The organism is Mesorhizobium sp. LjRoot246 (assembly GCF_964254115.1).
Lineage (GTDB): Bacteria > Pseudomonadota > Alphaproteobacteria > Rhizobiales > Rhizobiaceae > Mesorhizobium.
The window spans coordinates 4,698,994-4,711,604 of sequence record NZ_CAXUSN020000001.1 but is presented as its reverse complement, the minus strand read 5'-3'; the positions used below and the strand labels follow the sequence as shown (position 1 = coordinate 4,711,604).

Below are 12,611 nucleotides of genomic sequence, written 5' to 3'. Positions count from 1 at the left end.
GCCATGTCGAACAGTTGGAGCAACTGGTCCGGCTTTGTCACTGCCGAGCCGAAGCTGATCGCCAGCCCCGCCGACGCCGGCGAACTCGGTGATCTCATGCGCACAGCGCCCGGCCCGATCCGTGTCGTCGGCGCCGGTCATTCCTTCACGCCGCTGGTGAAATCCGAGGGCACGATTCTGTCGTTGGAGAGGCTGGAAGGGCTGGTCTCGCACGACGCCGAAAAACATCAGGCGCGGGTGCGGGCAGGGACCCGGCTCGGCCCGCTCATGCACATCCTGCAAGGTATTGGCCAGGGCCTGCCAAACATGGGCGACATCGACCGCCAGGCGATCGGCGGCGCGCTGGGCACAGCCACGCACGGCTCGGGACCGACGCTCGGCGCCTATCACACGCAGTTGGAGACGGTGCAGATCGTCGATGGGCTCGGCAGGGTCCGTGACTTCAAGCGGGCAGGGGATCAGGAGATGATCCATGCCATCGGCGTTGCGCTCGGCGCCTTCGGCGTGCTCACCGAAGTGACGCTGAACAACATCGCGACCTACCGGCTGCGCCGCCGCAAATGGATGCTGCCGATCACTGAGATGCTGCGCGATTTCGAGACGATGATGACCGCGCATCGCTCGGCCGAATTCTACTACATTCCGTTTTCCGGCTACGCGCGGTTCATTGCCAGCGATTTCAGCGATGCCGCGCCCACCGCCCGACCGCCGGAGCAAGACGAGGCGGGTTTGAGGACGCTGCGCCGGCTGCGCACCGGGCTTGCCTGGTTGCCGTCGCTGCGCCGCCGGCTGATCCTGGGCGCCGTCGCGAAAGTGCCGGCCGAGGACTATGTGCAGGACTGGCTCAACGTCTATGCCAGCGACCGGCAGACCAAGTTCAACGAGATGGAATATCATCTGCCGTTCGAGGAGGGGCCGAAGGCGCTGGCCGAGATCATCGAGCTGACCGAGAAGCGTTTTCCCGAGGTCTATTTCCCGATGGAGGTTCGCTCGGTCGCGCCGGACCAATTCTGGCTCTCGCCCTTTTACAACAGGCTCACCTGCTCGATCGCCATCCACCATGACGCGGCGAACGATCCGCTGCCGTTCATGCGGGCGGCCGAGCCGATCTTCCGCAGATATGGCGGCAGGCCGCATTGGGGCAAGATGCACAGCCTGAAAGCGGCGGAGCTGAAAAAGCTCTACCCGCGCTGGGATGACGCCATGGCGGTGCGCCGCGACGTCGACCCGCAAAACCGCTTCGTCTCGCCCTACATGGCTGGCCTTTTCGGCATCGAGCCCAGTCCTTTTGGCATTGAACGATGAACGCCTATTTTTCCACCCTGTCGGATGCGCTGAAGCAAGCCGGCATCTTCCAGCCCTGCCTGCTGCTCGATCGCGACCGGCTGGACAGCAACATTGCGCTGGTGAAGGAGAGGCTTGATCCCGCTCTTGCCGCGCGGCTGGTCGACAAATCGCTCGCCTGCCTGCCGCTGCTTGCGCATATCGGCAAGGCGCTTGGCACCAACCAGTTCATGACCTTCCATCCGCCGATCAGCGAGGTGGTGTTGAAGGCCTTTCCGGATGCCGATCTGCTGTATGGCAAGCCGATGCCGATCGGCGCGGCAAGAGCGGCGCTGGCGAAAGCCGACGCCGACTGGTCACGTGTCTGCTGGCTGATCGACAGCGAGGAGAGACTGGCGGAGTATGGCGCACTCGCTGACGAACTCGGCACCGAGTTGCGCATCGCTTTCGAGATCGATGTCGGGCTGCATCGCGGTGGCTTTGCCAGCCCGGAGGCCTTGTCGAAGGCATTGAATGCGCTGCCGGCCCGGCTGCATTGCGATGGCGTCATGGCCTACGAGGCGCATGCGCCGCATATTCCCGGCCTGTTCGGTGGACCGACGAAAGCACTGGCGAGGGCATCGGAGAAGGCCGCGGCATTCGTCGCCTGTCTCGGCGCCGACCAGCGCCGCATCTTGAACATCGGCGGCAGCAAGACCGCGCTGCTGCATCATGGCGGAACGGCCAATGAAGTGTCGATGGGCTCGGCTTTTGTCCTGCCCAGCGATTTCGATACATCAGGTCTCGACGGCTTCCAGCCGGCGGCGTTCATCGCCACCCCGATCCTGAAAGTGGTCGAGCCGATGCTGCCCGGCCCGCCGGCCGTTACCCGCCTGCTGCAGGCGCTCGGCCGGTTTCCGCGCAAGGGCTGTTATCTCTATGGCGGCAAGTGGATGGCTGAGCCGGTGTTCCCCGAAGGCATGAAGACGAACGGCCTGCTCGGCCTGTCGTCCAACCAGCAATTCATGGGCCTGCCGGCCGATGCGACCGCAAGGCCAGGCGACTATGCCTTCCTGCGCCCGACGCAGAGCGAGGCCGTGCTGCAGCAGTTCGGATCGATCGCGGTGTTTTCCGGCGGCAGGATCATCGATCGCTGGCCGGTGCTGCCGATGGCGTGACCGACTACGCCTTCACCGGTATCCAAATCTCCAGCCCGCCATTGCCGCTGCGCGGGTCGAATTCGGGTCCATAGCGCTCGAATTCCGGTCCATCCGATATCTCGTGGCCCGAACCGGGCAGCCATTTGTTCCAGATCGTGTTGACGGTACGGCGGATGGTCGAGATGTGTTCGCGGTGGGCAAAGACCGCATATTTCTGTGCCGGCACCCGCACCCGGCTGAATTCCTTGGGCAGGTCCGAAAAGTCCGACACCTCGACGCCGGCGATGTAGTCGAAATTGCCGGCATCGTCGCCGTTGACGCAGACGCCATAGGCGACGTCGCCGGTCTCGCCTGGAATGTTGCCGATATAGGGGCCGAAGCGCTGCCACTGCATCGGGATGGCGGCGCTGGTTTCGCAGCTGTAGCGTTCGCCGAGGCCAGCGATCAGAAACGGCCGGCTGGTCTCGAAACGCGGCGGTTCGAGGTTGGCAAGAAAGGACTGGTCCATCAGGATCGGCTCCACGAGGTCGAGCTTGTCGAGTGTGCCTTGCGCACGCACCAGCTCCGGCGTGGTGCCGAACTGATCGCGGAAGGCACGGGTGAAAGCCTCATGCGAGGCGTAGCCGGCGTCGAGCGCGACCGAGAGGATGTCGGGCGCCCCGCCAGCCAATTTGCGCGCCGCTTCGCTCAGCCGGCGCGAGCGCATGTAGCCCATCACCGAGCGGCCGGTGGCTGCCCCGAAAGCCCGCGTCACATGAAAGCGCGACACGCCGCTGCTTTGCGCGACGTCGTCGAGCGAGATCGCTTCCGGCAGATGGCTTTCGACGAACCACAGCGCTTTCTCGGTCGGGTTCATTTTTCTCCTCGCATTGGCCGGATCATGATGCCGTTTCCTGACGCGGCCAGTTTGATCGAAATTGCGCATCCTGCGCAATCCGCGCCGATGCCCGCCGCAGTTGCGCACCGAGATGGCCAGCCGGCCAGGCGCTCCTTGCCGCTGACAGGCCAATTCGGCTGGGGGCTTTCGCTTGACAGCGGCCGGCGTCATCTCTTAGACATGTTATGTTATTACATTAAGAGAGCGCGCAATGTCTGTTTCCCTCAAGTGGCCCACCCAGAAATCCGTTGCGAAGCGATTGGTGGAAATCTACGCTGAGGCAATGATGGTCCCCGAGTCGAAAGGCGAGGGGTGAAAAGGGAACACGGTGAGGCCTGATCAGGTCGAGACCGTGGCTGCCCCCGCAACTGTAAGCGGCGAGCAAAATCCGTGAATGCCACTGGCCGGCAAGGCTGGGAAGGCAGGATGGCGCAACGACCCGCAAGCCAGGAGACCTGCCATCAGCATGAGTTGACCGGACGGGGTGTGCCGGGAGGAGACGCGAATCCCGGTCTTGTCGGCCGGCTCGCCAGCTTCCTTCCGTCGCCAGTTTTGGAAAGTGACGGAAAGTTGGACGGCCCTATCGATCACCGCATCATCGTGTGCACGCTTTGCCGTCCCGGCAATCCGGCAGGCAGCAGCCGATGACGGCGCCGCTTCTCGAAGCACATCACCTCTGTGCCATGGCGAATGGGCGGGATCTGGTCCAGGCGGTCAGCCTGTCGGTGGCCGCTGGCGATCGCCTTGCCATCATTGGTCCCAACGGCGCCGGCAAGACCACGCTGCTGCGCATGCTGTCGGGCATGCTGCGGCCAAGCTCGGGCGAGGTGAAGCTCGGTGGGCGGCGGCTCGACAGGATTTCGGCCGCCGAGCGGGCACTGCATATCGCCGTGGTCGGCCAGACGGACCAGCCCGATCCGCGGCTGGCGGTGATCGACTATGTCGAGCTTGGCCGGGTCCCGCATGCCGGGCTGAGGCGCAGGCGCGAGGAACGCGACATCGTCTTCGACGCGCTGCGCCGGACCGGCCTGCTGCCGCTGCTTGGCCGCACCATCGGCTCGCTGTCGGGCGGCGAGCGACAGCGCGCCCAATTGGCCCGCGCCATCGCCCAGCAGCCAAAGATCCTGTTCCTCGACGAGCCGACCAACCATCTCGACCCGCGCGCCCGCGGCGAGCTGCTCGAACTCGTGGCCGGCTTCGAGATGACGGTGATCGCGGTGCTGCACGACCTGGCGCTGGTGGCGCCCTTCGCCACCAGGGTGGCGGTGATGAACCATGCCCGTCTGCAAGCGCTCGCGGCACCGCGCGAAGCGCTGACGCAACAGCTGATCCGTGAGATTTTCGGCATCGATGTGCTGCGCCTGCGCCATCCGACCGAAGACCGCGAACTGACGGTGTTCGAGGTGCCGAACCGTGCCGCGCCGCCGTCCTGATTGAAGCCGTTCCGCATTCGACCCAATCCCATCCACAAAGGAGCAAAATCCGTGAAACGCCTTGCCTTTTCGCTTGCCTTCTCGCTGCTGGCCTCGACAGCCCTGGCCTTCCCGGTCACGGTCGACAGCTGCGGCAAGCCGCTGACCTTCGACGCGCCGCCGAAGCGTGCCGTGGTCCAGGATCTCAACATGGCCGAAATGGCTTTTGCGCTGAAACTGCAGCCGTCGATCGTCGGCCTGACCGGCATCACCGGATGGTACAAGGTCGGTCCCGAATTCAAGGCCGAGCAGGGCTCGATCCCGGAACTGGCGCCCAAATATCCGACGCTCGAAAACCTGGTCGCGGTCGAGCCCGATTTCTTCTTCGCCGGCTGGTATTACGGCATGAAGCCGGGTGGCGAGGTGACGCCCGACACGCTTGCCCCGCACGGCATCAAGACGCTGGTGTTGACGGAAAGCTGCGTCCATCTCGACAAGAACCGCCCCGCCGCCTCGATGGACCTGCTCTATGGCGACGTCGAAAAGCTGGGCACGATCTTCGGCAAGGAGGCCGAGGCTGAAAAGCTCGTTTCGGGCTGGAAGACGCAGCTCGCCGACATCACCGCCAAGGTCGGCGACCGTAAGGGTACGCGGGTGTTCCTCTATGATTCCGGTGAAGACAAGCCGTTCACCGCGGGCAAATTCGCTATTCCGAGCGCCATGATATCAGCCGCCGGCGGCGACAACATCATGGCCGACATGGACACCAGCTGGGGCAACACGGACTGGGAAACGGTGGCGTCGCGCAATCCGCAATTCCTCATCCTGCTCGATTACCAGGACGGCGGCGGCTACAGGAAGCTGCTCGATTTCCTGAAGGCGCATCCGGCGATGAAAGAGACCGACGCGGTCAAGAACGAGCGCTTCGTCGCCTTGCGCTATGCCGAGCTGACGCCTGGACCGGCCAACATCGAAGCGATCGGCAAGATCGCCAAGGCCATGCACCCGGAAGCGTTTTGACCTTGCGCCATCCGGCATTTGCACTGGCCATGCTGGTGGGAGCGGCGGTGATCGCCGCTCTCGCTCTGCTGTCGATCGCCTATGGCTCGACGCTGATCCCGTTGACCGACGTCGTTGCCTCGCTCGGCCGTGCAATCGGTCTGGGCGGGCACGATGTGCCCGGGCCGGTCGGCAAGATCGTCGTCGACCTGCGGCTGCCGCGCACGATCCTCGCCATCTGCGTCGGCGCCGGCCTGGGCGTCGTCGGTGCGCTGTTGCAGACGGTAACTCGCAACGATCTTGCCGACCCGTTCCTGTTCGGCCTGTCCTCGGGCGCCGCCGCCGGCGCTGTTTCCGTCATCACCGTCTTCGGCGACAGTTTTGGCATCTGGACGTTGCCGGTCGCGGCCTTCACCGGCGGCATACTGGCCGCCGGGGTCGTCCTGCTGCTGGTCGCGCGGGTGAGGGGGCAAGGTCCGGAGCGGCTGATCCTCGCCGGCCTTGCCGTCTCGTTCATGTTCACCGCCTTGACCAACTACCTGGTCTTCGCCGGCGACCAGCGCGCCGCCCACTCCGTGCTGTTCTGGACGATGGGTGGGCTCGGCCTGGCGCGCTGGAACAATATCTGGCTCGGCGCGCTGGGTGCCGGCACCATCCTGGCTTACGCGCTGTGGAACCATCGCCGGCTCGACGCTTTCCTGGCCGGCGAAAACGCCGCCGAGAGCCTTGGCGTGCCGGTGGCGCGCATGCGCCGGACGACCTTTCTCGTCGCCGCCTTCTCGACGGCGATCCTTGTTTCGGTCGCCGGCGTCATCGGTTTCGTCGGGCTGATGATCCCGCATCTGTCGCGGCCGCTGGCGGGTCCCTTGCATCTGCGCCTGGTCGCCAGCTGTGCCGTCTTCGGCGCCGTGCTGTTGCTGGCCAGCGATCTTCTGGCCCGAACGCTGCTGCCGCCGCAGGAACTGCCGATCGGCATCATCACCAGCTCGGTCGGCGCGTTCTTCGTCGTCACCATGCTCATCCGCAACCGGCTCTGACCGCGCGGGCAACAGGTCGCCGGATCACACGGTCCAGAAATAGCGCACGATGTGAAAGAACACTGGGGCCGCGAAAACCAGGCTGTCCGTGCGGTCCATCATGCCGCCATGACCTTCGATCAGATGGCCCCAATCCTTGACGCCCTGGTCGCGCTTGATGGCCGAAGCAACCAGCCCACCCAGAAATCCCATCGAGCAGGCGACGAAGGCCACGGCCGCCGCCTGCAGCGGCGAGAAGGGTGTCACGAACGACAACAGCGCGCCCAGCAGGCTCGCCGACACCAGCCCGCCGATCAGGCCTTCCCAGGTTTTCGACGGCGAGACGGTCGGCGAAAACCGGTGTTTTCCGAACAGCTTGCCGAAGATGTATTGCAGCACGTCGCTGCCTTGCACGACGATGATCAGGAAGGCGATCAGCAGCAGGGTGCGGCCTTCGAAGCCCGGCACCTCAAGCGTCAGCAGGGCAGGGACATGGCTGACGCAATAGACCGAGATCATCACCGCCCATTGCTGCGCGGCGATGCGCTCGAGGAAGCGTTCGGTGTCGCCATGCAGCGCCGTGATGGCCGGCATCAACAGGAAGCAGTAGACCGGGATGAAGATGACGAAGAGCCCGTACCAGGCGGTCCACACCAGCCAGTATTGAAACGGTATGATGATGCCGAACATGCCGAGCAGCACCCAATGGTCGCTGCGGCGCGTATGCGTCAGCGTCACGAATTCCCGCAGCGCGGCGAAGGAGATCAGCGCAAACAGGATGGTCATCCCGTAACGGCCGAAGAAGAAGGCGACCGTCATCAGCGCCACCATCACCCACCAGGCATTGATGCGCTGCGTGAGATTGACCAGCGTCGAGCTGAGCGGCTTCGGCGCCCGCGCCGAAAGTATGGCGGCGACGATGCTGGCGGTGGTCAGCACCGCCAGCAGGCCGATGATCAGGATGGAGATCTCGTGGCGCATCAATCGTCTCGCTCGGGACGCGGGTTGAGCGCCAGAAGCGTGGCGTGGGCGCGTGCGAGAAAGGCCCGGCGTTCTTCGCCCGGGCCAATCGCCACCGGCGCGCCGAAGACGACGCGGCACAGCAGCGGCACCGGCAGGAACTGGCCCTTGGGCAGCACGCGCGACATGTTCTCGATCCAGCACGGGATCAGCTCGACCTGTGGCCGCGCCATCGACAGATTGTAGAGCCCGGAACGGAAGGCCAGCAGCGGCTCCTCGGTCATGTTGCGGGTGCCCTCGGGAAACAGGATCAGCGAGTGGCCCTGGTCGAGAACCGACAGCATGATCTCGATCGGGTTTTCCTCGGGCTTCGTCCATTGCCGATTGATGAGCACGGATGACAGCATGTCCTCGGCAATGAAGCGGCGCAGCCGTGACTTTCCCCAATACTCACCGGCGGCAACCGCATGCGTGATCGCGCGCTCCCTTTCGCTGAGGCACGCCGACAAAAGGATGAAATCGCCATGGCTGGTGTGGTTGGCGAAATAGATGCGCTGCCGGTCGGACGGCAGGCTGCCGTTCCAGATCGGACGCACCCCGGTCACCATCCAGGCCAGTGCCGAGAGGCCGACGGAGGTTACCGCCTGCAGCAAGGTGAAGGTCTTGAGCGAAAGCCTGTTCATCGCGGCGCCCAAAACCCCGCCGCCAGAAGCGCCGCGGCATAAAGGATAAGAGCGGCGCGCTGCTTGAACAGCAGGCGACGGGTGCCGGCCATGCGGTCGTCGAGCGAACGTGTCGTGGACTGGAAGGGCTTCAGGCGCATGCGGGCCAGCATGTCATCCACCGCGGCGCCGCCGGCAACCTCGTCGTCATGGCTGGCCATCAGCCGGAACAGCAGGGCGTCGAATGCCAGCAGTGCCGACAGCACCAGCACGGCGACAGCGCTCGCGGCGGTGATCGACAGAGCGATGGCCGCCGGCAAGCTCTCGAAGGCGCCGCGCGCTGAGGCAGCCAGCGGCGCAAGGATGTTTGCGACCACCACGAGTGCGGCCGGCCATGCTGCCTGCCGCATCAGCATGCCGGCGAAGCGTTCGGTGCGGTCCTGGTAGGCATTGCCGGTCATGACGCCGCCCGCTCCGTGGCCTCGGCAAGATGCACCGGCCGGCCGGCGGCCGCGAGCATCTCGCGGGCGAGCGTCGGCGTTTTGGCCCTGCCGGTCGCGACCAGCCATTCGGCGACGACGCCGGCGCTGCGCTGGAAGCCGAGCGCGCAGCACACCAGCACGGTGCCATCGCGGCGCGCGCTTTCCAGCGCGCCGGCTGCCCGTTGCTGTATCACCATTGGCGGCGGCAACAGGTCGATCATCGGAAAGCTGACCCAGCGGCAATTGGCGCCCGCCGGCTCTTCAAGTTCGGCGGCGAGGTCGATGACCGTGCCGAAGCTGTTGGCTTCGCTTGCCCTGGGATAACGCCCGAGAAAGACGCCGTCGGCGACCGCCACCTGGGGAGCAAGTTTGCGCGTCCAGGCCCATATGTTTGCCCTGGCGCCGAGACGGTAAGGCCAGAGCAGAACACGGCTCGCAAGCGTGATGCTGCCATCGGCGGATTTCTGGAACATTTTTGCGCCTGCTCCGGCATAGGCGAAGGCGACGATGGCCAGCGCCAGCGCCGGCCAAAGCAGGGAGAGCGCGACAGCGCAAAACAAGGCGCCGAGCGCTGCGGCCATCAGCGCAAGGACAGCGCCCAGCGCGTAGAACAGCGCCAGCCGCCGCGCCTTCGCATCGCTGGTCAGCCTTGCGCCTGAAAACGGCAGCTCGCCGCTGCGCGGAAACAGCCACAGCGCAAAAATCCCGAGCAGCGCGCCGGTCGGGATGTCGATGAAATGATGCTGCCAGGTCGTCAGCACCGAGGCGCCGATCAAAAAGCACCAGCCATGCCAGAGCGGCAGGAGAAAGCCGGCGAGCCGGTGGCGCCAATGATCCCAGATGATCACCAAAAGGGCGATGTGCAGCGACGGCGCCTGGTTGAACGGCTTGTCGAAACCGCCAAGCACGGCAAACAGGAAGCCCGGCAGCCCGGTCGTTGCGGGCCGCACGAATGTCGCGGTCAGCGGGAACAGGATGAAGCAGGCAACGGCGACGATTTGCGCGGTGAGATAGCGCCCGGCCAGACGGTCGACCCCTTGCCTGTTGTCGTTGAGCAGCAGCGACAGGCCGTAGAACAGGTTGATCGACCAGTAAGGCACGATGGTCCAGGCGACGAACGGGATGCTGTGTTCCCACGAGAACACGATGCTGCCGACATCGTCGCGCCGCGAGGCCAGCCAGTTGGCAAAACCGTAGCTGAGGTAGAAGAACGGCGCCAGGAAGGCCAGCCAGAGGGCTGCCCTGACGACCACCCGGCTATAGGGTTCGGCATGCGCCACGGATGCAGGCGATGGGACCATGCTGTTCAGCGGCGCCGCGCGACCGAGACGGTGAAGATGCCCCATTGGTCGATGCGCTGCTCGAGCTTTTCGAAGCCGGCGGCTTCGACGAGCTGGTCCATCTCGCCCTGCGTGCGCCGGCGCATCACCCAGGCTTCGCCGCCGCGATGCGAGGTCAGGCTGCGGGCGATCATCTCGAGCTGCGGGTGCCAGGGCTGGTTGGTGTAGAGCAAGAGGCTGCCCGGCTGCATGGCATGGGCCAATCCACCGAGCGAGCGGGCGATCATAGCGTTGTCCGAGAACAGCTCGTAGAGGCCGGAAACGATGGCAAGGTCCGGAGCCGGATTGATCGAAGCGAGCATGTCGGCATCGAAGGCGTCGGCGCGCTGGAACGAGACATCAGCCGGCAACTGCCGCTCAGCGATCAGCTTGCGGCCAAGCTGGACGTTGAGGTCGGAATAATCCTGCAGGCGCACGCTCGCCGGTTGGTCGGGACTCTTGACGATGGCATCGAGAACATAGCGGCCGTGACCGGCGGCGATGTCGAGAATATGCGCCGGCCGCCCAGTGGCCTTGAGCGCCGCCAGGCAAGACCCGATGAGTTCTTCGAGATGCAGCTTGCGCTGGCGGATGCCGCGCCAGCCGATGGCTTCCAGGAAGATGCGGTCGACGACGCGGCCTAGGGGCGAAAAACCCCGTGCTTCGTTTTCGTAGACATAGTCCAGCGTCGAGCCGGAATCGAAGCCCGTGGTGACGCCGGCTTTCATACCTTGGGAGACCCAGGCGCCCATGCGGATGGAGGCGCGGCTGAATGCCCAATAAAGGCCCTTGGGCGACAACAGATCGAGCGGCGAGGCAAGCCTGTCGGCCTCGTCGCGGGTGTAGCCAACGATGTCCGCCTGCTTCAGGTCGACAGGCGCGTCCGGTGCTGCGAACTGCTTGGCCAGGAATGGCCGGATCAGGTCGAGGGCCTGCGCCCGGTCGCGTTCGCCCAGTGTATCGTGGAAGAACCCCGGCAACACATGGCGTTCCTTGGTGCGGCTGCCGAGATTGACGAAAAACGCGTGCTGTGGGCCGTGACGCACCACCCAGTCGCTGCCCGAAAGCAGAAGCTGCGTCGGCACGGTGATGGCGCGGGCATCAGTGACGATACGGGCGGCGTGCTGGTAGAGTTCGACCAGGATGTTGGAGGCGATCGGCCGCGTGATTAGCGGATCGCTCTCGAAGGAGGCGATGCGCACGGGATCATGGGTCAGGAATTTCGCCTTGACGTAGGAATTGACGAAGAAGCGCCCCTTGATCTTCTGCCAGAACGCGATGCCTTCCCTAGCGAAGGGCACGTAGAGCTTTACCGAAAAGGCCGGCGAGGCCAGCACCATGGCGCGCAGCTTCGGCGCATAGTCGTGCACCCAGGCGGCGGCAAGCACGGCACCGAAGGACTGCGCGATCAGCGCGATATCCTGCGTGGCGAAGCCATCCCTGGCGGCGATCTCGCGCATGAAGCAGTCGATGTCGCGCACCAAGGCCGAGAAGGAAGGGGCATAGCCGCGCTCGCCGGACGAACGGCCATTGCCGCGCGCATCCCAGGCATAGAAGGCATGGTCCGGCATCTGCAATTCATCGACGAGATGGGCCATGCGGCCGCCATGCTCGTGGCCGCGGTGGAAGAGCACCACCGCGCCCTTGGCATCGGCGGAAGCCGCCGGCCAGAAGCGGTAGAAGATCTCCGTCCCGTCATGACTGCGGAAGACTCGCTCCTGCGCTTGCCGCTCAAGGCTTTCCGTGACCGCGGCGGCGATCGGTTCGTGCAACATGGACTTTCCCTCTGGCGGCATGGCGAGCCTCGATGCTCAGCTGGCGCTGCCAATAAGGCCGGCGCGTATCCGGTTTATGGCGGTCAGCAGCGAAAGCGTTGCCATGGCCGGAAACACAAAGGGTGCGATGGATGCCGGCCAGAGTCCGGCGGCGCACAGCACGGCGACCACGCCCAGCGCCAGCGCCCTGTCGCTCTTGCCGAACGGCCCGGCATAGTTTCGCCCGATCTTGGCGGCGATGCCGAGCACGCCGGCGAACTCGGTCAGCACGGCTGACATCGCGAAGGCGACGACGCCCCATGCGCCAAATTCCGGAAAGACGGCAAAAGGAAGGATCAGCGCGAGATCCGAAACGACGTCGCACAACTCGTTCAAATACATGCCGAGCGTCGAAGCCTGCCCGTGTTCCCGCGCGAGCATGCCGTCCACGGCATTCAGCGCCATGCGCACGAACATCACCGCGGGGATCAGCAGCAGCAGCCAGCGCCATTCGTGCCAGATCGCGATGGCAGTCCCAGCTACTACCGACATCAGCGCTGCCAGTATGGTGATGCTGTTTGCGGTAACGCCGATTGCCGCTAGCCGATTGACCAGCGGCCGCAGCCGTCCCTGGAAAGCCGGCTTGAGAGCATAAAGCGTCGGCATTTTCGTGATCCCCCGATCCTGACAGCGGCTGTACATCAATA

The 12,611-nt window shown here is 64.9% G+C and carries 12 protein-coding genes and 1 riboswitch; of the genes, 5 read left to right on the top strand and 7 right to left on the bottom strand.

The features are described 5' to 3' along the window. Nucleotides 1-3 precede the first annotated feature (3 nt). Together ACSQ3L_RS23110 and ACSQ3L_RS23105 are read left to right on the top strand one after the other, a co-directional pair. Nucleotides 4-1,305 carry a D-arabinono-1,4-lactone oxidase gene (locus ACSQ3L_RS23110; RefSeq protein ID WP_436162013.1) on the top strand — a complete coding sequence of 434 codons (1,302 nt, stop codon included), beginning with the start codon at nt 4-6 and terminating at the stop codon, nt 1,303-1,305. Then, entirely contained in the window at nt 1,302-2,441 is a 1,140-nt protein-coding gene (locus tag ACSQ3L_RS23105; protein ID WP_436162012.1) for a DSD1 family PLP-dependent enzyme, read from the top strand. The genes ACSQ3L_RS23110 and ACSQ3L_RS23105 overlap by 4 nt, the downstream gene beginning before the upstream one ends. Before the next feature lie 4 nt (nt 2,442-2,445). Here ACSQ3L_RS23105 and ACSQ3L_RS23100 read toward each other — a convergent pair whose 3' ends face one another. Then, complete coding sequence (locus ACSQ3L_RS23100) at nt 2,446-3,279, bottom strand: AraC family transcriptional regulator (protein ID WP_436162011.1); 834 nt, start codon at nt 3,277-3,279, stop codon at nt 2,446-2,448. A gap of 291 nt (nt 3,280-3,570) precedes the next feature. Continuing rightward, nucleotides 3,571-3,777: riboswitch (cobalamin riboswitch) on the top strand. 167 nt (nt 3,778-3,944) lie between these two features. On the opposite strand from ACSQ3L_RS23100, the gene ACSQ3L_RS23095 reads away from it, so the two are divergent. From ACSQ3L_RS23095 to ACSQ3L_RS23085, 3 genes are read left to right on the top strand one after another with little or no spacing between them, the layout of a single operon-like run. Then, a complete protein-coding gene (locus tag ACSQ3L_RS23095) occupies nt 3,945-4,733 on the top strand; it encodes an ABC transporter ATP-binding protein (protein ID WP_436162010.1) in 789 nt (262 codons plus the stop codon). Between the two features lie 51 nt (nt 4,734-4,784). Further along, nucleotides 4,785-5,732 carry an ABC transporter substrate-binding protein gene (locus ACSQ3L_RS23090; RefSeq protein ID WP_436162009.1) on the top strand — a complete coding sequence of 316 codons (948 nt, stop codon included), beginning with the start codon at nt 4,785-4,787 and terminating at the stop codon, nt 5,730-5,732. A 29-nt stretch (nt 5,733-5,761) separates the two neighbouring features. Then, complete coding sequence (locus tag ACSQ3L_RS23085; RefSeq protein ID WP_436163507.1) at nt 5,762-6,748, top strand: FecCD family ABC transporter permease; 987 nt, start codon at nt 5,762-5,764, stop codon at nt 6,746-6,748. Nucleotides 6,749-6,772: 24 nt separating this feature from the next. Here ACSQ3L_RS23085 and ACSQ3L_RS23080 read toward each other — a convergent pair whose 3' ends face one another. From ACSQ3L_RS23080 to ACSQ3L_RS23055, 6 genes are read right to left on the bottom strand one after another with little or no spacing between them, the layout of a single operon-like run. Beyond that, nucleotides 6,773-7,708, bottom strand: a complete 936-nt coding sequence (locus tag ACSQ3L_RS23080; RefSeq protein WP_436162008.1) for a phosphatidate cytidylyltransferase — start codon at nt 7,706-7,708, stop codon at nt 6,773-6,775. Beyond that, a complete protein-coding gene (locus ACSQ3L_RS23075; protein WP_436162007.1) occupies nt 7,708-8,370 on the bottom strand; it encodes a lysophospholipid acyltransferase family protein in 663 nt (220 codons plus the stop codon). The genes ACSQ3L_RS23080 and ACSQ3L_RS23075 overlap by 1 nt, the downstream gene beginning before the upstream one ends. Further along, nucleotides 8,367-8,810, bottom strand: a complete 444-nt coding sequence (locus tag ACSQ3L_RS23070) for a hypothetical protein (RefSeq protein ID WP_436162006.1) — start codon at nt 8,808-8,810, stop codon at nt 8,367-8,369. The genes ACSQ3L_RS23075 and ACSQ3L_RS23070 overlap by 4 nt, the downstream gene beginning before the upstream one ends. Next, nucleotides 8,807-10,132 carry a phosphatase PAP2/dual specificity phosphatase family protein gene (locus ACSQ3L_RS23065; protein ID WP_436162005.1) on the bottom strand — a complete coding sequence of 442 codons (1,326 nt, stop codon included), beginning with the start codon at nt 10,130-10,132 and terminating at the stop codon, nt 8,807-8,809. Before ACSQ3L_RS23065 ends, ACSQ3L_RS23070 begins: the two co-directional genes overlap by 4 nt. A 5-nt stretch (nt 10,133-10,137) precedes the next feature. Continuing rightward, the gene (locus tag ACSQ3L_RS23060) at nt 10,138-11,925 is read right to left on the bottom strand and encodes a bifunctional alpha/beta hydrolase/class I SAM-dependent methyltransferase (protein ID WP_436162004.1); all 1,788 of its coding nucleotides are present in this window, start codon (nt 11,923-11,925) and stop codon (nt 10,138-10,140) included. Nucleotides 11,926-11,961: 36 nt separating this feature from the next. Beyond that, the gene (locus ACSQ3L_RS23055) at nt 11,962-12,570 is read right to left on the bottom strand and encodes a CDP-alcohol phosphatidyltransferase family protein (RefSeq protein WP_436162003.1); all 609 of its coding nucleotides are present in this window, start codon (nt 12,568-12,570) and stop codon (nt 11,962-11,964) included. Nucleotides 12,571-12,611: the final 41 nt, after the last annotated feature.

What these genes read in the sequence shown, in the direction of transcription:
- ACSQ3L_RS23110 (WP_436162013.1), top strand. Translation starts at nt 4, where the DNA reads ATGTCGAACAGTTGGAGCAACTGGTCCGGCTTTGTCACTGCCGAGCCG.
- ACSQ3L_RS23105 (WP_436162012.1), top strand. Translation starts at nt 1,302, where the DNA reads ATGAACGCCTATTTTTCCACCCTGTCGGATGCGCTGAAGCAAGCCGGC.
- ACSQ3L_RS23100 (WP_436162011.1), bottom strand. Translation starts at nt 3,279, where the DNA reads ATGAACCCGACCGAGAAAGCGCTGTGGTTCGTCGAAAGCCATCTGCCG.
- ACSQ3L_RS23095 (WP_436162010.1), top strand. Translation starts at nt 3,945, where the DNA reads ATGACGGCGCCGCTTCTCGAAGCACATCACCTCTGTGCCATGGCGAAT.
- ACSQ3L_RS23085 (WP_436163507.1), top strand. Translation starts at nt 5,762, where the DNA reads ATGCTGGTGGGAGCGGCGGTGATCGCCGCTCTCGCTCTGCTGTCGATC.
- ACSQ3L_RS23080 (WP_436162008.1), bottom strand. Translation starts at nt 7,708, where the DNA reads ATGCGCCACGAGATCTCCATCCTGATCATCGGCCTGCTGGCGGTGCTG.
- ACSQ3L_RS23075 (WP_436162007.1), bottom strand. Translation starts at nt 8,370, where the DNA reads ATGAACAGGCTTTCGCTCAAGACCTTCACCTTGCTGCAGGCGGTAACC.
- ACSQ3L_RS23070 (WP_436162006.1), bottom strand. Translation starts at nt 8,810, where the DNA reads ATGACCGGCAATGCCTACCAGGACCGCACCGAACGCTTCGCCGGCATG.
- ACSQ3L_RS23065 (WP_436162005.1), bottom strand. Translation starts at nt 10,132, where the DNA reads ATGGTCCCATCGCCTGCATCCGTGGCGCATGCCGAACCCTATAGCCGG.
- ACSQ3L_RS23060 (WP_436162004.1), bottom strand. Translation starts at nt 11,925, where the DNA reads ATGTTGCACGAACCGATCGCCGCCGCGGTCACGGAAAGCCTTGAGCGG.
- ACSQ3L_RS23055 (WP_436162003.1), bottom strand. Translation starts at nt 12,570, where the DNA reads ATGCCGACGCTTTATGCTCTCAAGCCGGCTTTCCAGGGACGGCTGCGG.